We start from the raw sequence: 26,432 nt of genomic DNA, 5'->3' as shown, positions 1-26,432 counted from the left end.
GCGATTTTCGCTCCTCAGTTTGTGCGCCGCAGCAGCAGGTATGCGAGCCCCGCGACCGCGATCGCGCCGATCGGGGCGGCCCAGGCGAGCCCGGATCCGTCGGCGCGCGGGACGAGCAAAATCGCCGCGGCGACCACCTGCGAGACGAGCTGCACGCCGATCCACCGGCGCGCCGTCGGGGCGAGCGCCGCGAGCGCGGCGCGGCTGCGGCCGGGGATCGCGAGGCACAGGGTCGCGAGCACGTGGCCGAGGTGAACGGCGGCGATCGCGATGGCGGTGCGGGCCGGCGAGGCGTCGCCGACGAGCAGCGCGAGCGGCACCACCAGCAGGGCGACCCAGGAAAGGCCCGTGCGCGGGAAGACCGCGCCGGCGACCGCCAGCACGATCGACGCGATCTGCAGGAACGGCGCCGGCTGCAACGCGAGGGCCGCGCCCGCGACGACGGCGACGCCGAGGATCCGGAGCGCGAAGCCGGGGATCGCCGCCCCGATCGCGAGCTCGTCGCGGCTCATCGCCCGCCTCCCTGGCGCGTGCGCGCGACGATTCCGAGGGAGAGGGCCGCGTCGTCGTCCCACCGCACGCGCTCGACCCCGGCGGCGGCGAGGTCGCGGAAGACCTCGTCGCGCTCGGCGAGCACGATCTTCAGGGCGAGCGTCTGCCGCTCCGAGAGGCGCGCGCGGTCGAGCTCCGGCAGGGTGTCGACCGCGATGACGCGGTGCCCCGCAGCGCGCCACATGAGCGCGAGCTCGGCGGCCGCGCCGTCGAAGAAGGTCGACAGCACGGCGATGACCGAGCCGTGCGGGACGGGCGGGGTGCGGCGATAGCGGGAGTCGTCGCCCGCCTGCCCCGTGTCGGCGATCGCGGCGACGAGGCGGGCGAGGTGGCGGGATCCGGTGCCGCCGCGCACCGAGCGGCCGCCCTGCACGAGCACGTGGTACGCCACGCGGTCGCCGTCGGCGATCGCTGCGGTCGCGAGCGAGCGGGCGGCCTCGCGCGCGTGGTCGAGCGAGGTCGTGCCGCTGCGCTCAAGGTCGTCCTCGCCCCACGTCGCGGCGACCTCGCCGAGGTCGTCGGCGGCGTCAACCGCGATCACGACCGACGCGTCGCTCAGCGAGTTCGTGCGGCGCACGAGCAGCTCCCCCGGCCGGCGGGCCGCGCGGGCGGTGGCGCGCCAGTCGACGCGGCGCAGCTCATCCCCGGGAGCGAACGGGTGGATGTCGCGGAAGTCGCCGCCCTGGCCCGGACGGGATCCGTCGTGCGCGCCGTGCAGCCCCGTCAGACGCGGCGCCAACGGGATCTGCGGCAGCGCGCGCTCGGCCGGCGCGACCGACCGGCGCTGCACGATCGAGGCCCATTCCTCGCCGATCGCGGCGGCGTCGCGGTCGAGGGCGCGGCCCGTCACGCGCGTCGACTCGACGGGGCCGGAGTGCAGCACCGCCGTGCGCGCGGTGATCGCGGCGCGCCCGGGCACGATCGCGCGGCGGGTGCGCCGCGCCGAGTGCACCACCTCGAGCTCGGCCATCTCCCCCGGCGCGTCGACGACGATCTCGTCGACGAGCGTGCCGGGGTCCGCGTCGGGCAGGGCGCGGATCCGGATGGGATCGGTCGGGGCTTCGCGCCCTGCACGTTTGTCCTCCGCGCGCTTGTCCTCCGCGCGCTTGTCCTCCGCGCGCGCCACGATGAGCGCCCAGAGCGCGAGCGGCACTGCGAGGACGACGACGTCGGGGCGCGATGCGAGCAGGCCGATGCCCGCGAGGGCGACGGCGCCGACGGCCGCCGCGATGACGGCGGGGCTTCTCATGCCGCGGCGCCGACGGTTGGCGGCACCGCGACCTCGCGCATCACGCCCTCGACGATGCGCTGCGGGTCGACGCCCTGCGCCCACGCCTGCGGCGTGAGCGTGAGGCGGTGGGCGAGCACCGGCACGGCGACGCGCTTGATGTCGTCGGGGCGCACGTATTCGCGACCGTCGAGCGCCGCGAGCGCGCGCCCGAGCAGGAGGAGGGACTGGGATCCGCGGGGCGAGGATCCGACCGCGACGTGCTGCGCCGACCGCGTCGCGCGCGCGATGTCGACGCAGTAGCGCGCGACGTCGGGGTCGACGTGGATCGCCTCGACGGCGGCCTGGATCTCGCGGAGCGTCGCCGAGTCGATGACGGCGTCGACGTGGGTCTCCTCGGTGCGGCGCGCGACGCGCCCCATCAGGATCTGCGCCTCGTCGGCCGCCTCGGGGTAGCCGACCGAGAGGCGCACCATGAAGCGGTCGAGCTGCGCCTCGGGAAGGGTGTAGGTGCCCTCATACTCGACGGGGTTCGACGTCGCGATGACGTGGAACGGCTTGTTAAGCGGGAAGCTCGTGCCCTCGACCGTCACCTGCCGCTCGGCCATCGCCTCGAGCATCGACGACTGCGTCTTGGGCGTCGTGCGGTTGATCTCGTCGGCGAGCAGCAGCCCCGTGAAGATGGGGCCCGGCCGGAAGACGAACTCGCCCGTGTCGGGCGCGTAGACGTACGACCCCGTCACGTCGCCCGGGAGCATGTCGGGCGTGCACTGCAGGCGGCGGAAGTCGAGGCCCAGCGCCGAGGCGAGGCTGCGCGCCGCGACGGTCTTGCCGAGGCCCGGCACGTCCTCGAAGAGCACGTGCCCGCCGGCGAGGATCGCGCCGAGGGCGATCTCAAGCGGATCGTCCATGCCGACGACGACCGTCTTCACGGCGTCGAGGATCTTTCGGCCGGCCTCGGCGATCTCGGTCGTGTTCGTCATGGGGTCTCCTGGGTGTCGGGGTCGGTTGCCGCGAACGCGCGGTCGATGTCGGCCGCGCTGGCCTTGCGTGACGAGAGGCGCTCCCACACGCCGGATCCGAGGATCTCGTCGACGCGCTGGGGCTGGGTGTCGGGGTCGATGCCCGCCCGGGCGAGCCTGCGGCGGAGGACGGCGCGGGCGCGCCTCGCCACGATCTCGCCCGCGAGCTGGGTGCGAGGGTTGAAGCCCCACGCGAGCCGCGAGATCTCGGATCCGCGGGTGACGGGGTCGCCGCGATGGTGCGGCGACGGCGGCACGCCCGCGCCCGCACCGCGGAGGACGGTGAGGAGCGCGACCACTCCGGCGAGCAGGCCGTAGGCGAGGGCGAAGAGCGGCTCGACGCCAATGACGACGAACGCGATCGTCGCGACGATGGTCGCGACGGCGGCCCAGACCAGGCGCATGAGGCTCATCGCCAGCCCTCCTCGATCGCCTCGAGCGCGCGGCGCGCGGCGGCGCGGTCGTCCTCGGTGGCGACGCGGCCGGCGAAGCGCACGCGCTCGTAGAGCCGGAGGAGCTCGCGCGCATCGCCCGCGATCGCCTCGCGGTGCGTGATGATGCGCAGCGCGAACTCGGCGGGCGTCTCGGCGGTGCCGCGCACGAGCCCGGCGTCGGAGGCGCTCTGCTCGAGGCCCACCCACGCGGCGACGATCGCGTCGGACGGCGCGGCGTGCTGGTCGATCACCCGGCGAGCGAACGCGATACCGCGCCGGATCTCGGGGGCCGCGGCCTCCGGATCCGGTTCGCGATCGGAGACGAAGGTCTCGGCGCCGGGCGCCTCGACGGCGCGGCGCGGGACGCGCGCGAGCCACGCCCGGATGAGGGCGCGGACGAGGAAGAACAGCAGCACGCCGGCAACCGCCGCGGCGAGCGCGATCAGGATCCAGCCCACGACCGATCCGCCGTTCCCCGGCTCCTGCTGCGGGAAGAACTCGAAGGGCGTCTCGGGCGGCGCCTCGCTGAGCGTCGGCATGATCTGGCCGCCGCGCGAGCCGAAGTCCCAATCGGGCGGGTCGAAGCGCGGCGTGCCCTGCACGGCCGCGGCGACCATCACGACCGCGAGGCACAGCGTCGCGCCGGCCGGCGCCCACCATCGCCTCATGCGCGAAGACTCATGACGCGGCAACGATGCATTCCCTCACCCTATCTACCTATGCGTGACCCGCCTGTTCCATCTGCCGGAGCGCCGCCTTCAGGTCGCTGACCTCGTCGCGCAGGCGCGCGGCGAGCTCGAACTTGAGCTGCTCGGCCGCCTGCACCATCTGCTGCGTGAGGTCGGCGATCGTCTCCTCGAGCTGCTCCGCGCCCTCGGCCGCGATGCCGTCGTGCTTCTTGAGGGGCGTCGCGGCCCTGCCCCGGCCGCCGTCCTTGACCCGCCTGTCGCGCTTCGCGAGTAGCTCGGCCGTGTCGGCCTCCTCGCGGGCGAGCTGGTCGGTAATGTCGGCGATCTTCTTGCGGAGCGGCTGCGGGTCGATGCCGTGCTCGCGGTTATAGGCGAGCTGAATGTCGCGGCGGCGCTCGGTCTCTTCGAGCGCGCGCTTCATCGAGTCGGTGATGCGATCGGCGTACATGTGCACCTCGCCCGAGACGTTACGGGCCGCGCGGCCGATCGTCTGGATGAGCGAGGTGGTGCTGCGGAGGAAGCCCTCCTTGTCGGCGTCGAGGATCGCGACGAGCGACACCTCGGGAAGGTCGAGGCCCTCGCGGAGCAGGTTGATGCCGACGAGCACGTCGTACACGCCCTGGCGCAGCTCGGTCAACAGCTCGACGCGGCGGAGCGTGTCGACGTCGCTGTGCAGGTAGCGCACGCGCACGCCGTGCTCGTCGAGGAAGTCGGTGAGCTCCTCGGCCATCTTCTTCGTGAGCGTCGTCACGAGCACGCGCTCGTCCTTCGCGGCGCGCACGCGGATCTCTTCGAGCAGGTCGTCGATCTGCCCCTCGATCGGCTTGATGACCACCTCGGGGTCGACGAGGCCGGTCGGGCGGATGATCTGCTCGACGACGCCGTCGGCGATGTCCATCTCGTAGCGCCCGGGGGTCGCCGACAGGTAAACGGCCTGGCCGATGCGCTCCTTGAATTCGTCGAAGCGTAGCGGGCGGTTGTCGAGGGCGCTCGGCAGGCGGAAGCCGTGGTCGACGAGCGTGCGCTTGCGCGACGCGTCGCCCTCGTACATCGCGCCGATCTGCGGCACCGTGACGTGCGACTCGTCGATCACGATGACGAAGTCGTCGGGGAAGAAGTCGAGCAGCGTGTGCGGAGGCTCGCCGGGGCCACGCCCGTCGAGGTGGCGCGAATAGTTCTCGATGCCCGAGCAGAAGCCGATCTGCTGCAGCATCTCGAGGTCGAAGGTCGTGCGCATCTTGAGGCGCTGCGCCTCGAGAAGCTTGCCCTGCTGTTCGAGTTCGGCGAGGCGCTCGGCCAACTCCTCCTCGATCGTCTTGATCGCGCGGGCGACGGTGTCGACGCCGGCCGCGTAGTGCGTGGCTGGGAACACCGCGACGGCGTCCATGCGCTCGACGACGTCGCCCGTGAGCGGGTGCAGCTTCAGGATCTGCTCGATCTCGTCGCCGAACATCTCGATGCGGATCGCGTACTCCTCGTACACCGGGATGATCTCGATCGTGTCGCCGCGCACGCGGAAGTTGCCGCGCGAGAAGTCGACGTCGTTGCGGTTGTACTGCATGTTGATGAAGGCGCGGATGAGCGCATCGCGGTCGTATTGCTCGCCCACCTGCAGCGCGACGAGCGAGCGCAGGTATTCCTCGGGCGAACCCAGGCCGTAGATGCACGAGACGGTGCTCACCACGATGACGTCTCGACGGCTCAGCAGCGAGTTCGTCGTCGAGTGGCGCAGGCGCTCGACCTCGGCGTTGATCGACGAGTCTTTCTCGATGAAGGTGTCTGACTGCGGGACGTACGCCTCGGGCTGGTAGTAGTCGTAGTACGACACGAAGTATTCGACGGCGTTGTTCGGCATGAGGTCGCGGAACTCGTTGGCGAGCTGCGCCGCGAGCGTCTTGTTGTGCGCGAGAACGAGCGTCGGCCGCTGGATCTGCTCGATCAGCCACGCCGTCGTCGCCGACTTACCGGTACCGGTCGCACCCAGCAACACGATGTCGGTCTCGCCGGCGTTGATGCGCGCCGCGAGCTCTGCGATGGCCTTCGGCTGGTCGCCGGAAGGTTCGTACTCGCTGATGACCTCGAACGGCCGTACGCTGCGTCTCGTCTCCATGTATTAAGGCTATGCCGAACCACTGACACGGGAACCGGGCAGAATGGATGGGTGACCTCCCGCACCGACATCGCCATCGTCGGCGGCGGCCCGCGAGGGGTGCTGCTGGTCGAGCGGATCCTCGCGAATCTCGCCCCCGGAACCCCGCTCGGCATCCTCCTCATCGATGACGTCGAGGTCGGCGCGGGCCGGGTGTGGCGCACCGATCAGACGCGCGAGATGTGCATGAACACGCTCGCGGGCGCCGTCACCCTCTTCACCGACGACTCCGTCGACATGGCGGGCCCCGTGCTCCCCGGCCCGAACCTGCACGAGTGGTCGCTCGGCGCGCTCGACGGATCCCTCGCCGTGCGCCCCGGTCTCGTGGGCGACTACCGCGACGAGCTCGCGGCGCAGCGCCCCGAATCACACCCCAGCCGCGCGCTGTTCGGCGAGTACATCCGCTGGTGCCTCGATCGCGCGATCGCGGGCGCGCCGCGCGGGGTGCGGATCCGCGAAAAGCTCGGCCGCGTCGTCCGCGTCGACGGCGACGCGCTGCTCTTCGCCGACGGATCCGAGATCGCCGCCCGCGCGATCGCCCTCGCGCCGGGGTGGCTGGCACCTGCCGGTGAGCCGTTCTTCGATGCCGACGGGGACGAGGCCGTCCACCACGATCGACGGGTCGCCGGCTCCCTCCCCGTCTCCGGCCCCATCTGGATCTTGCCCGGCAGCCCCATCGAGCAGCGCCTCGACCTCGTGCCGGCGGGCGCCGACGTCATCGTGCGCGGGCTCGGCATGGGCTTCTTCGATGCCATGGCGCTCCTCATGATCGGCCGCGGCGGGCGCTTCGAGGGCGGCCGCTACGTGCCCTCCGGCCGCGAACCGCGCTTGCTCGTGACCTCGCCGCGCGGGCTTCCCTATCGCGCAAAGTCGCTCTACGGATCCCTGCCGCCGCGTGCGCCCCAGCGGCACCTGCGCGGCACCAGCTGGGACACGCGCGACGTCATCGACGTCGATCGCGAGATGTGGCCGCTCATCCGCAAAGACGCTTACGAGGCGTACTACGTCGCTCTCGAACGCGTGAGACCCGGCTCCGTCGAGCTTCCCGCCGCGCTCGATGCCGTCGAGGCTTCCGACGGATCGCTCGCGGGCCTCGCGGCAGCCGTCGCCCCTCACTCGGCCGATGTGCTCGACCTCGAGGCACTGATTCGTCCCGCGGTGGATGTCGACGACGTCGATGGATCCATCGCCCGGTTCGTCGCGCACGACCTCGCCGAGGCGGAGAAGGGAACGAGCAGCCCGGAAAAGGCCGCTCTCTGGTCGCTCTCGCAGGCGCGCGGCGTGGCCCATCGCGCGGGAAGCTTCGGCAGGTTCGATCAGGAGTCGTCCGTTCTCGGCTACGGCGAGTTGAAGTCGGTCGGCGGCAGCGCAGGATCCGGCCCGCCGGCGTTCCGAAACCGCCAGCTCCTCGCCCTCCACGACGCCGGGCTCGTGCGCTTCCTCGGCCCCGGCACCGTCTCCGTCACGGGCGGTGTCTTTCGTGTGCGCTCGACCCTCACGAATGACACGGTCGCGAGCGCCAAGGTGCTGATCGACGCGCTCGTCCGGCCCCACGACGCGAGAAACAGCGCGGATCCGCTGATGAGATCTCTCGCGGACGAGGGGCGGATCCGGCCCTTCGCGCTGCGATCGCGGAACGGATCGGCCGTGGCGACGCGCGGCATCGACGTGGATCCGGCGACGCACCGCGTCGTGCACGCGGACGGATCCCTCGACGCCTCGCTGCACGTCGCCGGCATCCCGCTCGACGAGACGATGCACGACGCGCTCATCAGCCCCATGCCGGGCGCGAACGCGACGATGCTGCGCGAGTGCGATCGCATCGCGCGGAGCCTGCTGAGGGTCAGCGGGCGCTGAGCTCCGCCCACAGGCGATCGGCCTGTTCGAGCGTGTGCTCGAGGGTGCCTGCCGTGTCGATCACGACGTCGGCGAGGGCGAGGCGCTCGTCGTCGGAGGCCTGGCTGCGCACGCGCGCCGCCGCGTCCTCCGGCGTCATTCCGCGGTTGTCGACCATGCGCCGGATCCGTACCTCGGCGGGCGCGTGCGCGACGACCACGCGGTCCCACTCCCCCGTACCGCGCGCCTCCTGGAGGAGCGGCACGTCGTAGACCACGACGGCGTTCGGGTCGGCGGCGAAGGCCTCGCGGAAGCGGCGCTGCGTCTCGTCTTTGACGGCCGGGTGGACGATCGCGTTGAGCCGTGCGAGCTTCTCGCGATCGCCAAAAACGATGGATCCGAGGGCCGGGCGGTCGAGGGATCCGTCGGCCGCGACGACCCCGTCGCCGAACGCCTCGACGATCTGGGCGAAGAGCGGCTGGCCGGGTTGCTGGAGCTCACGGACCGTCCGATCGGCGTCGACGACGATCGCGCCGTGTTCGGCGAGGCGGCCCGCGATGGTCGACTTCCCCGAGGCGATCCCCCCGGTCAGAGCGATAAGCGGCATGCGTACGAGATTACCCCTCAGCAGCCGGGGCCCTGCGGATCCTCCCGGCACGTTCGCTCGACCAGGTACGACTGTTTCTCGTAGACCTGCACGTCGGTTCCGGAGCCGTAGGACACGATGTGGCCGGACACGGGGTACACGCCCCACGGGCCGAAGTCGACCGTCGCCACGTAGGCGACGTCGACCGTGACGGTCACGGTGCCGCGCTCACCGTAGGTGTGGCTCGTGCCCGTCGGGGTGAGCTGCTGCTGGCCGAGGCCGTCCCACGTTGCCGCCGAGCCCGATACCTGGGCCTGAGTGCCGTCGCCGTAGTCGATCGTGATGATGTCTGGCGTGAAGGTGACGTTGACCGGGAGCTCAAACAGGCTGCCGCCGACCGTGTGCGGCTCGACGCTGAACGCCACGTTCATCGGAGCGTTCTTGATCGCGACGCCGAACGGCTCGATCGTCGGGCTCGTCGCCTGCGGGGCGAAGCTCGCGACGTCGCGCTGATCGATCTCGGGAGGGATCACCGGCCGCTCGGGTTCTTGCGGGTCGGGATCCGCTCCCTCCTCCGGATCCTCGGGCGTGAGACACCCGCCGTTGAGCAGACCGCCTCCCGGATCCTCACAGAGCCACCCTCCGCCGTCGGGGTTGGCGGGGCCCGGATCCGGGTTCGGGTTCGCGGGCTGCTGCGGGGTGCCGGGGTTGGGCTTTTGGGGTTGACCCGGGTTGTTGCCGGGCTGGGGGTTGGGGTTGGGGTTTGGGTTTGGGTTTTGTGGGGCGGGGTTGCCGGGGTTGCCGGGGCGGAATTCCTCGAGGTCGAGATCGCCTTCGTTGTTTCCGTCGCAGAGGCCTGTAGCGGCATCCTGTTGTGTGCAGGTCGCGATCTCACCCAAGTCGCCCGGCGATGCCACCATCCCAAGGTTGCCCTTCGTACCAATGACCAGAGCAAATAGGATCGCGCTCGCTAGCATCTTTCGACGCCCCCAAGTTCGAGATTGGCCAGCTTGAGCTCGTTACCTACTGACGCGAACGACAGATCAACTGAGTACACGTCGGTCTGGTCTGGATGAACCCATCCTTGATCGTCAACGTTGAGTTCAAGGGTCTCCTGGTTGATACATGCGTACCCCTCAACTGCGACCTCCGCTCCAACTGTTCGAAACGACTGCGGCACAAATTCTTCGATGTACGTGTCACCCCGCACTTCGATGGTGTGTTTCGCGTACCGCTCATCGCTGGCTTTCTGAACCTCGTAAAGATCGCCCGTTACGTACTGAATGGCCCCGCCCGGCGTTGCATCGAACCGGCTGCTCTCGAAATAGCTCTTATACGTCTCCTCCGCCGCCGCGTAGGCGCTCTCCTCGGTCCACTGGGGCTCGGGCTCCTTCTCCTCCGTGCAGCCCACGAGAGTGGCTGTGGCGGCGAGGACGACCACTGTTGCGGCGATAAAACGAGGCATGCCGACAGGTTAGACGAAATCGCGGAACGGCCTCGAAAGTTATCCACAGGGCGTCATTTTCGCCCGCTGACCGGGGATCCGGAACGCGAAACGGGCCGGATCCCGAAGGATCCGACCCGTTTTAGCTAGCTGACTGGCTTAGTTGCCGGCGAGCTTCTCGCGGAGCGCCGCGAGAGCCTCGTCGTCGGCAAGGGCGCCGGTCGAGGAGCTCTCCGAGGAGAAGCTGTTGTTCGAAGCCGAAGGAGCAACGTCCTCGGCGTTCACCTCGGCCTCGATGGCCTTGGCAACCTGCTCCTTGTGCTGCTCCCAGCGAGCCTGAGCCGCTGCGTACTCGTTCTCCCAGGCGACGCGAGCCTCGTCGTAGCCCTCGAGCCACTGGTTGGTCTCGGGGTCGAAGCCCTCGGGGAACTTGTACTCGCCGTTCTCGTCGTACTCGGTGGTCATACCGTAGAGCGACGGGTCGAACTCGGTGCCGTTCGGGTCAACCATGTCGTTGGCCTGCTTGAGCGACAGCGAGATGCGGCGACGGTCGAGGTCGATGTCGATAACGCGGACGAAGAGCTCCTCGCCGACCGACACAACCTGCTCTGCCATCTCGACGTGCTTGTGCGAAAGCTCCGAGATGTGAACGAGACCCTCGATGCCGTCGGCAACGCGAACGAACGCACCGAACGGAACGAGCTTCGTGACCTTACCCGGGGTGATCTGACCGATCTGGTGGGTACGGGCGAAGACCTGCCACGGGTCTTCCTGCGTCGCCTTGAGCGAGAGGGAGACGCGCTCGCGGTCGAGGTCGACCTCGAGCACCTCGACGGTAACTTCCTGACCAACCTCGACGACCTCGCTGGCGTGGTCGATGTGCTTCCAGGAGAGCTCCGAGACGTGGACGAGACCGTCAACGCCACCGAGGTCAACGAACGCACCGAAGTTGACGATCGACGAGACCTGGCCCTTGCGGACCTGGCCCTTGTGCAGACCGTTGAGGAACTGAGCGCGGGTAGCCGACTGCGTCTCCTCGAGGAGGGCGCGGCGCGAGAGAACCACGTTGTTGCGGTTCTTGTCGAGCTCAAGAATCTTGGCCTCGAGCTCCTGGCCGAGGTACGGCGTCAGGTCGCGCACGCGGCGCAGCTCGATGAGCGAGGCGGGGAGGAAGCCGCGGAGACCGATGTCGAGGATGAGACCACCCTTGACGACCTCGATGACCGTGCCCTTAACGACACCGTCGTTCTCCTTGACCTGCTCGACGTCGCCCCAAGCACGCTCGTACTGGGCGCGCTTCTTCGACAGGATCAGGCGACCTTCCTTGTCCTCCTTCTGGAGAACGAGGGCCTCGATCTGGTCACCAACGTTGACGACGTCGTCAGGGTTGACGTCGTGCTTGATGGAGAGCTCACGCGAGGGGATGACACCCTCGGTCTTGTAACCGACGTCGAGCAGAACCTCATCGCGGTCGATCTTGACGATCTCGCCCTCGATGATGTCGCCGTCGTTGAAGAACTTGAGAGTCTTCTCGACCGCGGCAAGGAAGTCCTCAGCAGAGCCGATGTCGTTGATCGCGACCTGCGTGGTTGCCGGGGCGGTCGTTTCGTTAGTCATGTAGTGGTTAGCCTTCAGGGGTCTATCTCGGGCTTGCGAACCCGCCGCCCGCTTACGTGCGAGCGACACTTCGTGGGTCCGAAGCAGTTGGATTGGGAGCGTCACACGCGCACACAGCGCGCACGAGTGACACTCAAGATTAGCACAGAGTGGGCCGGAGGCGACTCCGTACAGCAATTCGCGTCACTCGCCGACACATTGTCACAAAAATTCGATACTCGCTCACATCTTATCTCTTGTTCTTCGTATTTAACTTCGATAGAATGTGGGCATGAGCACCGCAGCTTTCGATGACAGTCTCGATGGGTTGACCACCGAGGAAGTCGGCGCCGCGCGCTCCGCGATCGCGGAGCTTGCGAGCATCGAGCGCGCCGTGGCGGCGATCGAAGGCCAGCGGATCCGTGCGCTCGCGACGCTAGCAAGCATCGCCGACAAACAAGCGGCCCAGTCTCCCCGCCCGGGCGCCCGCGACTATACCCGGCGTTCGCTGGCGGCCGAGGCGGCCCCCGCGATGCGGGTCTCCCCCGCCGATGCCCGCATCGCCCTCTCGACCGCCGAGCTCATTACCGACACCTGCCCGAACACTCTCGAAGCGCTCGGCGACGGCCGGATCACGCGCCGGCAGGCCGAGCTGGTCGCCATCGCGGCATCTCCGCTGGATCCGGGTGCGCGCGCATCGCTCGACGCGCACGCGCCCGAGTGGGCCAAGGGACGCACGTCACGGCAGTTCGGCAAGATCGTCAAGAAGCAGGCGGCCGAGATCGACAAGCGCTCATTCCGCGAGCGGCACGAGGCCGAGCGGGCCCGGCGCCGCGTCACCCTCACCGACCTCGGCGAGGGCATGAGCGAGTTGCGCATCGTCGGGCCGACGGTCGAGACCAGATCGGTGTTCTCGCGGCTTATCGACATGGCGCGCACAATCCATAACGACCGGTTACGCGCCGCCGAGGCGTACGAGCGCAAGCACGGCGTGGCCGCGGCCGACGACATCGCAGACGATCACACCGCAGGCGGCGACAAGACAAGCGGTAACACCACAGGCGGCGATACTGCGGGTATCGATGCGCTCTACCTGGCGGCGACCGATCACCGAACGGTCGGCCAAATCCGCGCCGACCTGCTGCTCGACATGCTGCTGTCGTCGGAACCCTCCGCGCACGAGCTCTTCATGAACGGCACCGGCGCTTCGCTCACGGCGATCCAGCCGATCGTCCAGGTGACGATCCCGGTGTCGCAGATGATCGACCCCAACGAGGGCGTCGGTTGGCTCGACGACGGCACACTCGCCTCGCCCGATACACTCCGGATCCTCGCGGGCCTCGCGCCCGGATGGGAACGCATCTTCATCCACGAAGACACCGGAGAAATAGCTGCGACCGACCGATATCGACCCACGGCCGAACAGCGACGATTGTTACTCGCGCGCGACATGACGTGCCGCGTTCCGGGGTGCGAGACCGCCGGTCACGCGTGCGATATCGACCACGGGCTCGACCATGCCCGGGGCGGGCCCACCTCGATCGATAACCTCGAGGCGCTGTGCCCGGGCCATCACCAGATGAAGCATCAATCCGGGTGGCGCGTGCGTCAAAAGCCGGGAGGCGTGATCGAGTTCACGACTCCCCTGGGTCAGACCCTGACCGATGATCCGCTGAGCCGCGTCTTCTTCAGTACAGCGCCGGATGCGGCCGCCACGCGGGCCGAGGCCGCGGTGCGGGATGGGCACGATGCCGCCGACCTCCGCGAGCGCGAGGACGAGCGCTTCGAGGCCGACGACGAACGGATCCGCCGCGCGGAGTCGCGTATCCGGCGCCAGAATCCGCCGTCGGAGAGCGGGTGCTGACGTGCTGCCTGCCAGACACGCGATCGCGCCGACGCCGCGCGCTGACGCGACAGCCAGGCACCCGGCCACGCCTCCGCGCGCGCCGTGGGGTGCTCGATACGATGTGCAGATGCCCTCCGCCACCGCCGCCGGTTCTCGTTTTCTTACCCTCTGGTCGATCGTCCGAGCGGTCGCCGCGATCGCGGCCGCTGTCGGCGTGATCTATCTGCTCCTGCACGACCTCGCGTATGTGCGCACGAACCCGACGGCGTCCGGATCGCATGTGCCGACCTACGTCGCGAACTTCTTCAGCTACTTCACGATCGAGTCGAACATCTTCGTCGCGGTCTACCTCACGCTCGCATCGATCTGGGGCTTCACCCGCGGGCGCCGCGGGCTCCCCCAACCGATCGCCCTCGCGAGCTTCCAGATCCTCGCGGCCTGCTGCATCCTGCTCACGGGCGTGGTCTACAACGTGCTGCTCCGCGGTGAGGATCGCAGCGGCGGCATCGCGCCGTTCGTCGACTGGACGAACGAGCTCATGCACGTCGTCATCCCGCTCGTCATGCTCGCCGACGTAATCGTGTCGCCGAGGCCGCGACGGGTTCCGTGGGGCACGATCTTCCTGCCCGTCGGCTACGCCATCGCGTACCTCGCCTACACGATCGTGCGCGCGCCGTTCATCATCTCGCCCGTCGGCGGCGCACCGTACTGGTACCCGTATCCTTTCCTGAACCCGCACGTGCAGGGCGGCTGGGGCGGCGTGATGATCTACGTCGTCGTCATGTCGGGCGGGTTCGCGCTCTTCGCGGCCCTGCTAATAGCGTTCATGCGCTGGCGGGCCTCACGCGGCGGGGCGCAGCGCTGACCGTCCGAGCGTTTGCACGCCCTCGTTCGTCAGCACCAGCTGGGCTCGAAGGGCACGCGGGTTCGCGGCGAATCCGTCGCGCATGCCGTCGACCCAGCGCATGAGCTTCGGATCCGAACCCGGCCCTCCCGGACGCTCCCAGATCACCACCACGGCCGCGGCCGGCGTCTGCTCGATGATCTGAGCGATCCGCTCGCCGAACACGCGCGCGGCGCTCACCGGGCCGCTGCTCGGCATCGCGGCGGGCGACATCGGATCCTGCGGCAGGTCGTTGATCGGGATGATCACCTTCGTCGACCGCCATTGGTCGTCGAGCAACATGATCCAGGCCCTCTCGACGAGCGCCGTGTCGAGCAGCGCCCCCACGAGGCGTTCGAGATCGCGGTCGTCGGTGAGCGGGCGGTGGTCAAGGTCGAGGAGATTCTCGTTCTGTGTCATGCCGCAAGACTGACTCAAACGAGACCGCTCCCGCTGGCGAAAGCCGCCGATTGTGGATGGATATCGCGGATCCGCGAAATCTGTGGAGAACTTAGACCTTCGACGCGCACTCCACGCACATCGTCGCCGCGGGCCGCACCCGCAGCCGCGCGACCGGGATCCGCTTGCCGCACGACGCGCAGACTCCGTAGGTGCCGTCGTCGATCCGGCGCTTCGCGGCCTCGATGTCGCGCAGCTGTCGCTCGGCCTCGGCGTCGAGGCCCGCGATGCGCGACCACTCCTCCGCGAGGGTCGTCCCCTCTGGGTCGTGCTCGTCGTCGGCCGTCGCCGCCGATCGCGCGTCGACCAGCTCGCTCAGGTCTTCGCTACCGCGCATCCGCGCTCGCAGGGTCTCGTCGCCGCGTTCGTCGAGGAGTGCACGAAACTCCCGCACATGTTTCTCGTCCATGAAGTGACCATAGACGCAAGAACCGCCCCTACGCGGATTGCATGGGGGCGGTTCTCTGGTGTTACTGGGTCATTCAGCGCGCAGCGGTGCCCTCGGTCCGCGATGCGCGAGCATCGCCGTGAGCGGAGCGAACCACGGGCGTTGCCGTCGCGACTACAGCGAGGTCAGCGCGCAGCGGTGCCCTCGGTGTAGTCGTCGTCGCCGCCCTGCCACGAGAAGAGGGCACGCAGCTCGCGACCGGTGGTCTCGATCGGGTGCTGCTCTTCCTCGGCACGGAGCTTCTTGAACTCGGGCGCACCGGCGTCCTGGTCGTCGATGAAGCGCTTGGCGAACGCGCCCGACTGGATGTCGGCGAGAACGGCCTTCATGTTGTCCTTGACGTGCTGGTCAACGACGCGGGGGCCCGAGACGTAGTCACCGAACTCGGCGGTGTCCGAGATCGACCAACGCTGCTTGGCGATGCCGCCCTCCCACATGAGGTCGACGATGAGCTTCAGCTCGTGAAGAACCTCGAAGTAGGCGATCTGCGGCTGGTAGCCCGCCTCGGTGAGGGTCTCGAAGCCGGCCTGCACGAGGTGGCTCATGCCACCGCAGAGCACGGCCTGCTCGCCGAAGAGGTCGGTCTCGGTCTCTTCCGTGAAGGTCGTCTTGATGACGCCCGCGCGGGTGCCACCGATACCGGCGGCGTACGAGAGGGCGAGGGCCCAGGCGTTGCCCGAGGCGTCCTTCTCGACACCGATGATGTCGGGGATACCGCGGCCGGCGACGAACTCGCGACGCACCGTGTGGCCCGGGGCCTTCGGGGCGATGAGGATCACGTCGACGCCCTCGGGCGCCTCGATGAGGCCGAAGCGGATGTTGAAGCCGTGCGCGAAGGCGATGGCCTTGCCCTCGGCGAGGTTCGGCTTGATGCTCTCCGAGTAGATCGAACGCTGGCTCTGGTCCGGCGCGAGGATCATGATGACGTCGGCCCACGCGGTCGCGTCGGCAACGTTCTTCACGGGGAAGCCATCGTCGGCCGCCTTCTGGGCCGACTTCGAGCCCTCACGCAGTGCGACGGCCACCTCGACGCCCGAGTCGCGAAGGTTCTGCGCGTGTGCGTGACCCTGCGAGCCGTAGCCCACGATCGCGACCTTCTTGGACTGGATGATCGACAGGTCTGCGTCCTGGTCGTAGAGGATCTCTGCCACGGTGTTGCTCCTTGTTTGAGTGGTTTGGGTGATGTCTGTTGTCGTCGATCAGCGCAGCGCGCGCTCGGAGATCGACTTCGGTCCACGGCCGAGCGCGAGGAGGCCCGACTGCGAGATTTCCTTGATACCGAAGGGGGCGATCGCCTTCTGGAAGGCGTCGACCTTGCCCTGGTCGCCCGTGATCTCGATCACGAGAGCATCGGTCGCGTAGTCGACGACGCTCGCCCGGAAAAGGTTCACGACCTCGAGCACGTTGGCGCGCGTCGCGTTATCGGCGCGCACCTTGACGAGCATGTGCTGGCGCTGCACCGAGGCGGCCGGGTCGAGCTCAACGATCTTCACGACGTTGATGAGCTTGTTGAGTTGCTTCGTGACCTGCTCGAGCGGCTGGGCGTCGACGTCGACGACGACCGTGATGCGCGAGAGGCCCGGGACCTCGGTCACACCGACCGCGAGCGAGTGGATGTTGAAGCCACGGCGCGAGAACAGGCCCGAGACGCGGGACAGCAGGCCCGGGGTGTCCTCGACGAGGAGGCTCAGAACGTGTGTCGACATGTCATGCCTCCTGGTCGAATGCCGGCGCGTGATCGCGTGCGTACTGGACGTAGCTGTTGCTGACGCCCTGGGGAACCATCGGCCACACCATCGCGTCGCTCGAGACGACGAAGTCGATGACGACAGGACGGTCGTTCGTCTCCAGCGCGAGCTGGATGGCCGCGTCGATCTCGTCTTCCTTCTCGACGCGGATCGCGAGGCAGCCGTATGCGTCGGCGAGCTTCACGAAGTCGGGGATCCGTCGCGAGTCGTGACCCGTGTTGAGCTCGGTGTGCGAGTAGCGGCCGTCGTAGAACAGCGTCTGCCACTGGCGCACCATGCCGAGCGACGAGTTGTTGATGACCGCGACCTTGATCGGGATGTTGTTGAGCACGCAGGTCGCGAGCTCCTGGTTGGTCATCTGGAAGCAGCCGTCGCCGTCGATCGCCCACACGGGACGATCGGGCTGCGCCACCTTCGCACCCATCGCGGCGGGAACCGAGTAGCCCATGGTTCCGGCGCCGCCGGAGTTGAGCCACGAGTTGGGGCGCTCGTACTTGATGAACTGCGCCGACCACATCTGGTGCTGGCCAACACCGGCGACGTACACGCCCTCCGGGCCCGTCAGCTCGCCGATGCGCGAGATGATGTGCTGCGGAGCGAGCAGGCCGTCGGTCGGCGCCGTGAAGCCGAGCGGGTAGCGCTCGCGCAGGTCGTTGAGGTGCTCCCACCAGGCCGTGAAGTCGGGCGCCTGGCCCGCGACGGTCGAGCGGTAGGCGGTGTCGAGGTCGACCAGCACCTCACGAACGTCGCCCACGATCGGCACCTCGGCCGCGCGGATCTTGCCGATCTCGGCGGGGTCGATGTCGACGTGCACGACCTTGGCGTGCGGCGCGAACAGCTCGGTCTTGCCGGTGACGCGGTCGTCGAAGCGGGCTCCGAGGGCGACGATGAGGTCGCTCTCCTGCAGCGCGAGGACGGCGGGAACGGCGCCGTGCATGCCGGGCATGCCGAGGTGCTGCTCGTGCGAGTCGGGGAACGCGCCGCGGGCCATCAGCGTCGTGACGACGGGCGCGCCGGTCGTCTCGGCGAAGGTCTTCAGCTCCTCCGACGCGCGGGCGCGGATCACGCCACCGCCGACGTAGAGCACGGGGCGCTCGGCCTGCGCGATGAGCGCGGCCGCGGCCTGGATCTGCTTGCCGTGCGCCTTCGTGACGGGGCGGTAGCCGGGCAGGTCGTACGAGGGCGGCCAGATAAACGGCGCCTCGTTCTGCTGTGCGTCCTTCGTGATGTCGACGAGCACGGGGCCGGGGCGGCCGGTCGAGGCGATCTCGAACGCCTGCGCGAGCGCGGCGGGGATGTCCTCGGCGCGCTTCACGAGGATCGAGTGCTTCGTGATCGGCATCGTGATGCCGACGATGTCGGCCTCCTGGAACGCGTCGGTTCCCATGAGGGTCGAGAACACCTGACCGGTGATGGCGACCATCGGCACCGAGTCCATGTAGGCGTCGGCGATGGCGGTGACGAGGTTCGTGGCGCCGGGGCCCGACGTAGCGATCGCGACGCCGACCTTTCCGCTGGCGGCCGCGTATCCCTCTGCCGCGTGGCCCGCACCCTGCTCGTGGCGAACGAGGATGTGGTTGAGCGACGTCGCGTTCATCAGCGCGTCGTATGCGGGCAGGATCGCGCCGCCGGGAAGACCGAATACGTCGTCGACGCCGAGAAGCTCGAGCGAACGGACCACGGCCGCGGCACCCGTCATGACGGGGGCGTTGGCTGCCGATCCGGCCGGGGGCCGAGGAATGGCGGAGGTTGATTCTGCGGGCATAATGCTTCCCTGATTCAGTCGAACGTCGGTTTGCGCAGTACGGGCATTAACCCGATACCGCTCGGTGAGCGAAGGTGAGGACGGGCTTCGCGAACTGCGCGAGAACACCGCGGGTATAACGCGGGCGGGAGTGCCTCAGGCCAGAACGGCGGGAGACGAACTCGCGAGCGCCGACGAGTATGTCGAACGTGCGAGAGAGGACTACGACCCGGGTCAGATCACCATCGCGTGAAGACGCGACCCGATCGACTCGCGGACCGGTTGTGCCGCCGGTGAATCGACCGTAGGTCAAGCCTACTGCATCGGCGCGGGGCCCTGCTTCCTCACTCACACATCGAGTGTATTCGACACTCAGGATTCTCACGGACTCCTGCGCGTTTTGGTCATCGCGTCGCGTGCCCACTGGTCAAGATGCGCGCAGATCCGCGATCCGTCCGAGCAACGCGGCGAGAGCCCGCGGATCGTCGACACGTGTATGCGCGGCCGTGTCGCCGGATCCCACCCGGATCCCGAGGTCGCCGTCCTCGAGCGAGCGGAGCGCGTCTTCGTCGGTGACGTCGTCGCCCGCGAACACGACGGCGTCCGCGCCGAGCTCGGCGCGCAGGAGCGCGAGCGCCGTGTCCTTGCCCTCGTGTCGCCACGAGAACTCGAGCACGTGCTTACCCTCGCGCCGGCGCCACTCCGGCGCCTGCTCGGACATGTAGGCGTCGAGCGCGGCCTGGGCGCGCGGGTCCACGCCGTCGGGCGAGGTGCGCGTGTGCAGGGCGAAGCCGAAGCTCTTGTCCTCGATCCACGCCCCCTCGAGATCCTTGACGAGCGCCTCGGCGCCCTCCCGGAGGGCCGCGGCCCTCGGATCCGTCTCGGCGGCCTCCGCTCCCCCGGCGGGCGTCCAGCGCTCGCTGCCGTGGGATCCGACGAGCCAGACGAGCGAGTCATTGCGGTGCTCCGCGATCACGCGCAGGTCGCCGAGCGAGCGGCCCGACACGAGCGCGACCGTCACGCCCTCGAGGTGCGAGAGGCGATCGAGCACGCGCGCCGCCGCCGGGATCGCGCGGGCGGCCATGGGATCCGAGACCAGCGGCGAGAGCGTGCCGTCGAAGTCGAGCGCGATCAAGAGTTTCGGCGCCGCGGCGACCTGCCGGATCCGCTCCCCGACCACGGCGGCGTGCGCGCGGCGCTCGCGGATGTGGTCGATGTCGGCGACGAAGTTGCGGCCCCAGCGCGCCACGTCGTTGTCGATGACCTTCTTGCGCATCGTCTTCATGCGCCGCGCCTGCTCGGCCTCGGGCATCGCGAGGGCGCGCATCATGATGTCCTTCATGCCCTCGATGTCGTGCGGGTTCACGAGGAGCGCGCTACCGAGCTCGTCGGCGGCGCCCGCGAACTCGCTCAGCACGAGCACGCCCGAGTTGTCCTGCCGCACCGCCACGTACTCCTTCGCGACGAGGTTCATGCCGTCTCGCAGGGCGGTGACGAGCATCACGTCGGCCGCGAGGTAGAGCGCGACCATCTCCTCGCGCGGGTAGCCCTGGTGGAGGTAGCGGATTGGTGTGGTCTCGACCGTCGAGTAGTCGCCGTTGATGCGCGCGACCGTGATCTCGATCTCGTTGCGCAGGTCCTGGTACGCCTCGACGCCGGGGCGCGAGGGGCTCGCGATCTGCACGAGGGTCGCGTCCTTGCCCGTCAGGTGGCCGTCGGCGAGCAGCTCACCATAGGCCTTCAGGCGATGGCGGATGCCCTTCGTGTAGTCGAGTCGGTCGACGCCGAGCATGAGCTTCGTGGATCCGAACTGCTCGCGCAGCTCGGCCGCGCGGGCCAGCACCTCGGGCTTGTGCGCCAGCTCGAGGAATGTGTCGACGTCGATCGAGATCGGGTACGCCTTCGAGATGACGGTGCGCGGCTGGTCGTTGATCGTGGGGACCGTGACGGTGTCGCCCTTGGTCGGATAGTGCAGCAGGCGACGGATCGACCGCTGGAAGTTGCCCGCGTCGGCGACGCGCTGGAAGCCGATGACGTCGGCGCCGAGGAGACCCTCGAGCACCTGACGGCGCCACGGCAACTGCGCGTAGAGCGCATATGCCGGGAACGGAATGTGATGGAAGTAGCCGATCGTGACGTCGGGGCGAAGCTCGCGCACCATCTGCGGCACGAGCTGCAGCTGGTAGTCGTGCACCCAGACGAAGCCGCCCTCGGCGACGTTCGCGGCCGCGGCCTCGGCGAAGCGGCGGTTCACCCGCACGTATGCGTCCCACCACGAGCGCTTGAACTCGGGCGTCGCGATGACGTCGTGATACAACGGCCAGATCGTGCCGTTCGAGAAGCCCTCGTAGTAGTCGCGGAGTTCGGACTCGGTGAGGGAGACGGGCACGAGCCTCGTGCCGTCGAAGTCGAAGGGCTCGAGGTCGAGATCCGCCTTGCCACCCCAGCCGACCCAGGCGCCGTGCATGCCCCGCATCACCTGCTCCAGGGCCGTCACGAGTCCTCCGGGCGACGTGCGCCATGTGGGTTCCCCATCGGGACCCTCGACGCGGTCGACGGGGAGGCGGTTGGCGACGATGACAAGTTCAGCTTGCGACATGTTTGCACGCTCCTTCTCTGCGGCCAGCCTAGTAGCCTGAGGTCATGCGCAAGTATCTTCTCGGCACGGGCATCATCGGAGCGGTCACTCAGGGATACTCGCTCCTTCGCGGATCCGATCAGCAGGCGTTCACGTGGCGCGTCGCGCTCGCGTGGCTCAGCTGGGGCATCACGGTCATGCTGTCGATCGGCATGATCCTCGACATCAAGAAGGCCTCGAACGGCGGCGTCGTCGCGGCGGACTCTCCCATCGCCGGCTCCGAGTACAAGTACGTGCGCGGCGCGTCGAAGCCGAAGAAGAGCAAGAAGAAGTAACGCCCTACGGCGTCGACTCGCGTTCGACGATGCGGTAGGACGCGAAGAGCGTCGTCGGGTCGGCCTGCGGATCCTCGATCCGCCGCGACAGCATCGCGACCGCCTGGCGCGCGATCCACTCGCGGCCGGGCTCTACCGTCGTGAGCGCGGGAATCGAGAAGGCGCTCTCGTCGACGTTGTCGAAGCCGATGACGGCGACGTCGTCCGGCACCGCGAGGCCGTGTCGCTCGAGCGCCCGGAGCGCGCCGAAGGCGAGCGCATCGTTCAGAGCGAAGAGCGCGTCAAACCTCGCCCCGCGCGCGAGCAGCGCGCGCGTGGCGTCGACGCCGTTGCGGCGGTGCCACGCCTCGGCGGGCTCGGCGAGCGCGGCGTCGTAGGCGATGCCGCGCGCCTCGAGCGCCTGCCGATAGCCCGCGAGGCGCAGGCCGGCGGATCCGGTTTCTTCGCCCTCGTGGGCGCCGATGACCGCCACGCGACGCCGGCCGCGGTCGATGAGGTACTCGGTCGCGGCGCGCGCGGCCTCCGTGTTCTGCATCGTCACGTGATCGGCGGGGCCGTCGAAGATGCGCTCGCCGAGCAGCACCAGCGGGTAACCGACCCTGAGCGCGTCGATGTCGCCGCGGTCCATCTCGAGCGGGCTGAAGAGCAGCCCGTCGGTCATGCGCACGCGGGGCGTCTTGAGCAGCGCGATCTCGCGCTCGCGCGTGCCGCCCGTCTGCTCGACCTGCACCGCGAGGCCGGATTCCTCCGCGACCGCGATGACTGAGCCCGCGAGCTCGGCGAAGTAGCTCAGCGAGAGATCCGGCACGGCGAGGGTGATGACGCCCGTGCGCCCCGATCGCAGGCTGCGGGCCGTGTGGTTCGGCGAGTACTCGAGCTCGACGATCGCCTGCTCGACGCGCTCGCGCGTGGTGTCGCGGATGTGCGGGTGGCCGTGGATCACGTTCGAGACGGTCTTGATCGACACGCCCGCGCGCGCCGCAACGTCCTTGAGCGTGGCGACCACCCGCACTCCCCTCTTAGAGGCCGATTCGGCGGCTGTACTCGTTGAGCAGGCGGCCAGCCGGATCCAGCTTCGCGCGCAGCTCGCGGAAGTCGTCGAAGCGCGGGTACAGGGCCGCGACGGCCTCGCCCGGGGTCGTGTAGACCTTGCCCCAGTGCGGACGGGCGCCGAAGGGCGCGAGCGCCGCCTCGAGCTCGACGAGCACGGCGCGCACGGCGGGCTCGTCGCGGTGCCACGTGAAGTGCAGCGCCACCGAGTCGCGGCCGTAGGCGGGGTCGAGCCACAGCTCCGACGCCGCGACCGAGCGGATCTCGTTCACGAACAGCAGTGGCGAGATCACGTGCGCGATCTTCGAGATGGCCTCGATCGCCGCCGGGGCGTCCTCGCGCGCGATGAGGAACTCGCTCTGGAGCTCGGCGCCGACGCTCGGCGTGAAGTCCATGCGGAAGTGCGGCAGGCGCTCGAACCAGGGGCCCTTGACGCCGCGCTGCGGGTTGCAGGCGATCGGGTCGACGCCGAGGATCGGGTGGCGCGCGCCATCGGCCGGCACTGCGCCGAGGCGCGAGACGACCCGCTCGTCGACGCCGTTGCCGCGGGTCTTCACCCACAGCTGGTCGGCGCGCTCGGTGTCGCGCCACGTCGTGAACAGGCTCACGCTGTCGCCGAGGCCCGTGACGGCGTCGTAGTCCGAGAGAACATCGGCCCAGCGCGGGCCGTCGAAGGTGTGCTGCGCGATGTCGTAGCTCGGCTCGGTGGCGAGCTCGAGCTCCGTCACGATTCCGAGAGCGCCGAGGTGCACGGGCGCGCCACCGAAGTCGGTGTCGGTACCCTCGAAGACGACCTCGTCTCCCTCGCTCGTCACGAAGGTGATCGACCGCACGGCGGTCGCGAGCGAGCCGAGCTTGTCACCGGATCCGTGGGTACCGGTCGCGATCGCGCCGGCGACCGAGATGTGCGGCAATGACGCAAGGTTCGCGAGGGCGCGGCCGTGCTCCTGGAGCACCGGTGCGATGTCGCCGTAGCGGAGGCCGCCCGAGAACTTCACGCTGTCGCCCGTGACCTCGATCTCGCGCGGCAGCTCTGCCAGCGAGATCAGGGTGCCCGTCGTGTCGGCGATGTCGTTGAAGCAGTGGCGCGACCCGATCGCCCGGATCTGGCCGCCGCCGCGAATGACATCGCGCAGCTCGTCGGTGGACTGCGGTCGCGCCACGCGCTCCGCGGAGTAGGTGAAGTTCTCAGCCCAATTACGTTCTTGCGTCATTGCCGTCTTTCGTTAGGAGAGTGCGATCGCAGTCCAGGATACGGGCGGCAGAGTGACCTTGAGGGCGCCGTCCTCGAGGCGCGCTGAGACGTTTTCGTGCGTCGTCACACGCTCCGGATCCTCGAGAGTGTTCTTCGCGTGGATATCGTTATCGGCAAGCGTATGCGATTCGCGGATCTCCGTGGCACCGAGGGCGGTCGTGTCGACCGTCACCTCGATCGATTCGGTCTGCGAACGGTTCACGAGGAAGACGGCGCTCTCCCCCGTCTCGGCGTCATGCGTCGCGACCGTGTCGATCAGCGAGACGGTGCCGAAGCGCTTCGTCTCGTAGGTCGGGGCGTCGACCTTGACCTCAAGCGCCGTGCCCCGTGCGAGGCGCGAGGTGATCGAGAACGGGAAGAACGTGGTCTGGCGCCACGCGATGCCGCCCGGCTCGGTCATGATGGGCGCGATGACGTTGACGAGCTGCGCGAGCGAGGCGCTCGCGACGCGGTCGGCGTGGCGCAGGAGCGTGATCATGAGGTCGCCGAACACGACGGCGTCGATGACCGAGTAGATGTCCTCCAGCAGGCGGGGCGCGATCGGCCAGGCCTCCGGATCCTGGATCCGCTCCTCGTTCTCGAAGCGGCTCTGGTACCAGACGTTCCACTCGTCGAACGAGATGTCGATCTTCTTCGAGGATCCGCGGACCGCGCCCACGTGATCGGCCGTCTTCACGACGGTATCGATGAAGCCGTCCATGTCGACGCCCGAGGCGAGGAACGAGTCGAGATCGCCCGACTTCGGCTCGTAGTACGCGTGGCACGAGATGAGGTCGACGTCGTCGTACGAGTGCTGCAGCACGACGCGCTCCCACTCGCCGAACGTCGGCATGTCGGCGCCCGACGAGCCGCACACGACGAGCGTGACACCGTTGTCGACCTGGCGCAGCGCCTTCGCGGTCTGCGAGGCGATCTTGCCGTAGTCGTCTGCCGAGCGGTGGCCGAGCTGCCACGGGCCGTCCATCTCGTTGCCGAGGCACCACATCTTCACGCCGAACGGGTCCTGTCGGCCGTTCGCGGCGCGCTGGTCGGTGAGCGCGGTCTGGGCGGACACGTTCGTGTACTCGAAGAGGTCGAGCGCCTCGAGCACGCCGCGCGTGCCGAGGTTGATCGCCATCATGAGCTCGCTGTCGACCTTCTCGAGCCACGAGGCGAACTCGTGCAGGCCGACCTCGTTGGTCTCGGTCGAGTGCCAGGCGAGGTCGAGGCGGCGCGGGCGCTCGTCGACCGGGCCCACGCTGTCCTCCCAGCGGAAGCCCGAGACGAAGTTGCCGCCGGGGTAACGGATCGTCTCGACGCCGAGCTCGCGCACGAGGTCGATGACGTCCTGGCGGAAGCCCTCGGCGTCGGCGGTCGGGTGGCCGGGCTCGAAGATGCCGCTGTAGATGTGGCGGCCGAGGTGCTCGACGAAGCCGCCGAAGATGTTGCGGCGGATCGGACCGATCGCGAAGCGCGGATCGACGGTGAGGTACGCGTGGGACATGAGCTTCCTTGCTTGACGCTGGCAAAATCGGTAAACGTTGTAAGTAAACGTTGAAATTGAGGATCGCAGAGGAAGGCGGCGCGTGTCAAGCGGCTGGCGAAACCGCTAGTGAATCGGCGCCGGGCCGAGCTCGTCGAGCAGCTTCTGCATCGCGACGTAGGCCCGGTTGCGATAGGCCACGAGCTCGGCCGTGCGCTCGGCGGGAACGTCGAGGTAGCCCGCGCCCGACTTCGTGCCGAACTTGCCCGCGGCGACGAGCTCCGCGAGCGAATCCGGCGTCGCGAATCGCTCGGGCCAGCGCGTCTGGAGCGAGGCATAGCAGAACGCGTACACGTCGAGGCCGGCCATGTCGGCGATCGCGAACGGGCCGAAGAACGGCAGCCGGAAGCCGAAGGTCGTGCGCACAATCGTGTCGATGTCGTCGGCGGTTGCCACGCCCTCCTCGACCAACTGCGTGGCCTCGTGGAACAGCGCGTACTGCAACCGGTTCAGCACGAAGCCCGTGGCGTCGGTGATGCGGGCGGTCTGCTTGCCGGTCGCGGCGACGATCGCCTCGACCGTGGGCAGGATCCGCTCGTCGGTGCCCGCGTGCGGGATCAACTCGACGCCCGGGATGAACGGGGCCGGGTTCGAGAAGTGCACGCCGAGGAAGCGCTCGGGGCGCTCCACCGCCTCCGCGATGCGCGAGATGAGGATCGTCGAGGTGTTGGATCCGATGATCGCGTCGGGTGCGGCGGCGGCGGAGACGCGCCGCAGCGTCTCGTGCTTGATCTCGATCTTCTCAGGCACGGCCTCCTCGACGAAGCTCGCGCCGTCGACGGCGTCCTCGACGGTCGCGGCGGTGACGCGCTCGGCGATCAACTCGGCCGCGCCCTCCGGAAACAGCTCATCGCCCTCGAACGCGGCCGCCTCGGCGATGAGGCGCTCGCGGTTGGCGGTGGCGATATCGAGGCTCACGTCGGCGATGCGCACGTCGGCGCCCGAGAGCGCGAGCGATTGCGCGATGCCGCCGCCCATGTATCCGCTTCCGATGACGGCGTAGGTGGGGTTCGTCATTGTCCCGCTCC

General features: G+C 68.8%; 24 protein-coding genes. 4 read left to right on the top strand and 20 right to left on the bottom strand.

Annotation, left to right across the window (positions count from 1 at the left end):
• Nucleotides 1-14: 14 nt before the first annotated feature.
• Genes DTO57_RS01485 through uvrB form a run of 6 tightly spaced genes read right to left on the bottom strand, consistent with a single transcriptional unit; the run spans nucleotide 15 to nucleotide 6,035 of the window.
• Complete coding sequence (locus DTO57_RS01485) at nucleotides 15-512, bottom strand: hypothetical protein (protein ID WP_114116458.1); 498 nt, start codon at nucleotides 510-512, stop codon at nucleotides 15-17.
• Entirely contained in the window at nucleotides 509-1,801 is a 1,293-nt protein-coding gene (locus DTO57_RS01480) for a DUF58 domain-containing protein (protein WP_114116457.1), read from the bottom strand. The genes DTO57_RS01485 and DTO57_RS01480 overlap by 4 nt, the downstream gene beginning before the upstream one ends.
• Nucleotides 1,798-2,763, bottom strand: coding sequence for an AAA family ATPase (locus tag DTO57_RS01475; protein ID WP_114116456.1), 966 nt, complete (start codon nucleotides 2,761-2,763; stop codon nucleotides 1,798-1,800). Before DTO57_RS01475 ends, DTO57_RS01480 begins: the two co-directional genes overlap by 4 nt.
• Complete coding sequence (locus DTO57_RS01470) at nucleotides 2,760-3,215, bottom strand: hypothetical protein (protein ID WP_114116455.1); 456 nt, start codon at nucleotides 3,213-3,215, stop codon at nucleotides 2,760-2,762. The genes DTO57_RS01475 and DTO57_RS01470 overlap by 4 nt, the downstream gene beginning before the upstream one ends.
• The gene (locus tag DTO57_RS01465) at nucleotides 3,212-3,904 is read right to left on the bottom strand and encodes a DUF4129 domain-containing protein (RefSeq protein ID WP_114116454.1); all 693 of its coding nucleotides are present in this window, start codon (nucleotides 3,902-3,904) and stop codon (nucleotides 3,212-3,214) included. The genes DTO57_RS01470 and DTO57_RS01465 overlap by 4 nt, the downstream gene beginning before the upstream one ends.
• A gap of 49 nt (nucleotides 3,905-3,953) precedes the next feature.
• Nucleotides 3,954-6,035: an excinuclease ABC subunit UvrB gene (gene uvrB / locus DTO57_RS01460; protein WP_114116453.1), complete on the bottom strand. Its 2,082-nt coding sequence runs from the start codon at nucleotides 6,033-6,035 to the stop codon at nucleotides 3,954-3,956.
• A 51-nt stretch (nucleotides 6,036-6,086) separates the two neighbouring features.
• Between uvrB and DTO57_RS14275 the strand changes: the two genes are divergently transcribed.
• On the top strand, nucleotides 6,087-7,931 hold the full coding sequence (locus DTO57_RS14275) for an FAD/NAD(P)-binding protein (protein ID WP_162785616.1): 1,845 nt from the start codon (nucleotides 6,087-6,089) through the stop codon (nucleotides 7,929-7,931).
• On the opposite strand, the gene coaE is transcribed toward DTO57_RS14275, so the two are convergent.
• The 4 genes from coaE to rpsA form a co-directional block, all read right to left on the bottom strand.
• Nucleotides 7,918-8,517, bottom strand: a complete 600-nt coding sequence (gene coaE / locus DTO57_RS01445) for a dephospho-CoA kinase (protein ID WP_114116451.1) — start codon at nucleotides 8,515-8,517, stop codon at nucleotides 7,918-7,920. The two genes, DTO57_RS14275 and coaE, sit on opposite strands and share 14 nt — an antisense overlap.
• A 17-nt stretch (nucleotides 8,518-8,534) precedes the next feature.
• Complete coding sequence (locus DTO57_RS01440) at nucleotides 8,535-9,416, bottom strand: hypothetical protein (RefSeq protein WP_114116450.1); 882 nt, start codon at nucleotides 9,414-9,416, stop codon at nucleotides 8,535-8,537.
• A gap of 50 nt (nucleotides 9,417-9,466) precedes the next feature.
• Nucleotides 9,467-9,961 carry a hypothetical protein gene (locus DTO57_RS01435; protein WP_114116449.1) on the bottom strand — a complete coding sequence of 165 codons (495 nt, stop codon included), beginning with the start codon at nucleotides 9,959-9,961 and terminating at the stop codon, nucleotides 9,467-9,469.
• Between the two features lie 138 nt (nucleotides 9,962-10,099).
• Nucleotides 10,100-11,557, bottom strand: coding sequence for a 30S ribosomal protein S1 (gene rpsA, locus DTO57_RS01430; RefSeq protein ID WP_114116448.1), 1,458 nt, complete (start codon nucleotides 11,555-11,557; stop codon nucleotides 10,100-10,102).
• A gap of 271 nt (nucleotides 11,558-11,828) precedes the next feature.
• Between rpsA and DTO57_RS01425 the strand changes: the two genes are divergently transcribed.
• Nucleotides 11,829-13,400: an HNH endonuclease signature motif containing protein gene (locus DTO57_RS01425; protein ID WP_162785615.1), complete on the top strand. Its 1,572-nt coding sequence runs from the start codon at nucleotides 11,829-11,831 to the stop codon at nucleotides 13,398-13,400.
• Between the two features lie 109 nt (nucleotides 13,401-13,509).
• Entirely contained in the window at nucleotides 13,510-14,247 is a 738-nt protein-coding gene (locus DTO57_RS01420) for a Pr6Pr family membrane protein (RefSeq protein WP_114116446.1), read from the top strand.
• Here DTO57_RS01420 and DTO57_RS01415 read toward each other — a convergent pair.
• The 6 genes from DTO57_RS01415 to DTO57_RS01390 form a co-directional block, all read right to left on the bottom strand.
• Entirely contained in the window at nucleotides 14,224-14,685 is a 462-nt protein-coding gene (locus DTO57_RS01415; protein WP_114116445.1) for a hypothetical protein, read from the bottom strand. The genes DTO57_RS01420 and DTO57_RS01415 overlap by 24 nt on opposite strands.
• Before the next feature lie 91 nt (nucleotides 14,686-14,776).
• Complete coding sequence (locus tag DTO57_RS01410) at nucleotides 14,777-15,133, bottom strand: TraR/DksA family transcriptional regulator (protein ID WP_114116444.1); 357 nt, start codon at nucleotides 15,131-15,133, stop codon at nucleotides 14,777-14,779.
• A 164-nt stretch (nucleotides 15,134-15,297) separates the two neighbouring features.
• Complete coding sequence (gene ilvC / locus DTO57_RS01405) at nucleotides 15,298-16,323, bottom strand: ketol-acid reductoisomerase (RefSeq protein WP_114116443.1); 1,026 nt, start codon at nucleotides 16,321-16,323, stop codon at nucleotides 15,298-15,300.
• 48 nt (nucleotides 16,324-16,371) lie between these two features.
• Nucleotides 16,372-16,878 carry an acetolactate synthase small subunit gene (gene ilvN, locus DTO57_RS01400; RefSeq protein ID WP_114116442.1) on the bottom strand — a complete coding sequence of 169 codons (507 nt, stop codon included), beginning with the start codon at nucleotides 16,876-16,878 and terminating at the stop codon, nucleotides 16,372-16,374.
• A gap of 1 nt (nucleotide 16,879) precedes the next feature.
• Nucleotides 16,880-18,685 carry an acetolactate synthase large subunit gene (locus tag DTO57_RS01395; RefSeq protein ID WP_114116441.1) on the bottom strand — a complete coding sequence of 602 codons (1,806 nt, stop codon included), beginning with the start codon at nucleotides 18,683-18,685 and terminating at the stop codon, nucleotides 16,880-16,882.
• Between the two features lie 406 nt (nucleotides 18,686-19,091).
• On the bottom strand, nucleotides 19,092-21,263 hold the full coding sequence (locus DTO57_RS01390; RefSeq protein WP_114116440.1) for a bifunctional alpha,alpha-trehalose-phosphate synthase (UDP-forming)/trehalose-phosphatase: 2,172 nt from the start codon (nucleotides 21,261-21,263) through the stop codon (nucleotides 19,092-19,094).
• Between the two features lie 44 nt (nucleotides 21,264-21,307).
• Here DTO57_RS01390 and DTO57_RS01385 point away from each other — a divergent pair, with 44 nt between their 5' ends.
• A complete protein-coding gene (locus DTO57_RS01385; RefSeq protein ID WP_114116439.1) occupies nucleotides 21,308-21,577 on the top strand; it encodes a hypothetical protein in 270 nt (89 codons plus the stop codon).
• 4 nt (nucleotides 21,578-21,581) lie between these two features.
• Here the strand turns inward: DTO57_RS01385 and DTO57_RS01380 are convergent, their stop codons facing one another.
• The 4 genes from DTO57_RS01380 to DTO57_RS01365 form a co-directional block, all read right to left on the bottom strand.
• Complete coding sequence (locus tag DTO57_RS01380) at nucleotides 21,582-22,583, bottom strand: LacI family DNA-binding transcriptional regulator (RefSeq protein WP_114116438.1); 1,002 nt, start codon at nucleotides 22,581-22,583, stop codon at nucleotides 21,582-21,584.
• A 13-nt stretch (nucleotides 22,584-22,596) separates the two neighbouring features.
• The gene (locus tag DTO57_RS01375; RefSeq protein WP_114116437.1) at nucleotides 22,597-23,841 is read right to left on the bottom strand and encodes a D-arabinono-1,4-lactone oxidase; all 1,245 of its coding nucleotides are present in this window, start codon (nucleotides 23,839-23,841) and stop codon (nucleotides 22,597-22,599) included.
• 12 nt (nucleotides 23,842-23,853) lie between these two features.
• On the bottom strand, nucleotides 23,854-25,365 hold the full coding sequence (arfA, locus tag DTO57_RS01370; RefSeq protein ID WP_114116436.1) for an arabinosylfuranosidase ArfA: 1,512 nt from the start codon (nucleotides 25,363-25,365) through the stop codon (nucleotides 23,854-23,856).
• Nucleotides 25,366-25,470: 105 nt separating this feature from the next.
• Nucleotides 25,471-26,421 carry a 3-hydroxyacyl-CoA dehydrogenase family protein gene (locus DTO57_RS01365; protein WP_114116435.1) on the bottom strand — a complete coding sequence of 317 codons (951 nt, stop codon included), beginning with the start codon at nucleotides 26,419-26,421 and terminating at the stop codon, nucleotides 25,471-25,473.
• Nucleotides 26,422-26,432: the final 11 nt, after the last annotated feature.

Origin of the sequence: Microbacterium sorbitolivorans, assembly GCF_003327285.1 — a bacterium.
GTDB classification, from domain to species: Bacteria; Actinomycetota; Actinomycetes; order Actinomycetales; family Microbacteriaceae; genus Microbacterium; species Microbacterium sorbitolivorans.
The sequence above is the reverse complement of the archived record's forward strand: the minus strand, read 5'-3'. Positions and strand labels throughout refer to the sequence as shown.

Coding starts and splice junctions, on each gene's coding strand:
- DTO57_RS01425 (WP_162785615.1), top strand. CDS start 11,829: ATGAGCACCGCAGCTTTCGATGACAGTCTCGATGGGTTGACCACCGAG.
- DTO57_RS01475 (WP_114116456.1), bottom strand. CDS start 2,763: ATGACGAACACGACCGAGATCGCCGAGGCCGGCCGAAAGATCCTCGAC.
- DTO57_RS01415 (WP_114116445.1), bottom strand. CDS start 14,685: ATGACACAGAACGAGAATCTCCTCGACCTTGACCACCGCCCGCTCACC.
- DTO57_RS01385 (WP_114116439.1), top strand. CDS start 21,308: ATGCGCAAGTATCTTCTCGGCACGGGCATCATCGGAGCGGTCACTCAG.
- uvrB (WP_114116453.1), bottom strand. CDS start 6,035: ATGGAGACGAGACGCAGCGTACGGCCGTTCGAGGTCATCAGCGAGTAC.
- DTO57_RS01365 (WP_114116435.1), bottom strand. CDS start 26,421: ATGACGAACCCCACCTACGCCGTCATCGGAAGCGGATACATGGGCGGC.
- DTO57_RS01420 (WP_114116446.1), top strand. CDS start 13,510: ATGCCCTCCGCCACCGCCGCCGGTTCTCGTTTTCTTACCCTCTGGTCG.
- DTO57_RS01470 (WP_114116455.1), bottom strand. CDS start 3,215: ATGAGCCTCATGCGCCTGGTCTGGGCCGCCGTCGCGACCATCGTCGCG.
- DTO57_RS01390 (WP_114116440.1), bottom strand. CDS start 21,263: ATGTCGCAAGCTGAACTTGTCATCGTCGCCAACCGCCTCCCCGTCGAC.
- DTO57_RS01395 (WP_114116441.1), bottom strand. CDS start 18,685: ATGCCCGCAGAATCAACCTCCGCCATTCCTCGGCCCCCGGCCGGATCG.
- ilvN (WP_114116442.1), bottom strand. CDS start 16,878: ATGTCGACACACGTTCTGAGCCTCCTCGTCGAGGACACCCCGGGCCTG.
- DTO57_RS01435 (WP_114116449.1), bottom strand. CDS start 9,961: ATGCCTCGTTTTATCGCCGCAACAGTGGTCGTCCTCGCCGCCACAGCC.
- DTO57_RS01465 (WP_114116454.1), bottom strand. CDS start 3,904: ATGAGGCGATGGTGGGCGCCGGCCGGCGCGACGCTGTGCCTCGCGGTC.
- DTO57_RS01480 (WP_114116457.1), bottom strand. CDS start 1,801: ATGAGAAGCCCCGCCGTCATCGCGGCGGCCGTCGGCGCCGTCGCCCTC.
- arfA (WP_114116436.1), bottom strand. CDS start 25,365: ATGTCCCACGCGTACCTCACCGTCGATCCGCGCTTCGCGATCGGTCCG.
- rpsA (WP_114116448.1), bottom strand. CDS start 11,557: ATGACTAACGAAACGACCGCCCCGGCAACCACGCAGGTCGCGATCAAC.
- DTO57_RS01440 (WP_114116450.1), bottom strand. CDS start 9,416: ATGGTGGCATCGCCGGGCGACTTGGGTGAGATCGCGACCTGCACACAA.
- DTO57_RS01375 (WP_114116437.1), bottom strand. CDS start 23,841: ATGACGCAAGAACGTAATTGGGCTGAGAACTTCACCTACTCCGCGGAG.
- coaE (WP_114116451.1), bottom strand. CDS start 8,517: ATGCCGCTTATCGCTCTGACCGGGGGGATCGCCTCGGGGAAGTCGACC.
- DTO57_RS01410 (WP_114116444.1), bottom strand. CDS start 15,133: ATGGACGAGAAACATGTGCGGGAGTTTCGTGCACTCCTCGACGAACGC.
- DTO57_RS01485 (WP_114116458.1), bottom strand. CDS start 512: ATGAGCCGCGACGAGCTCGCGATCGGGGCGGCGATCCCCGGCTTCGCG.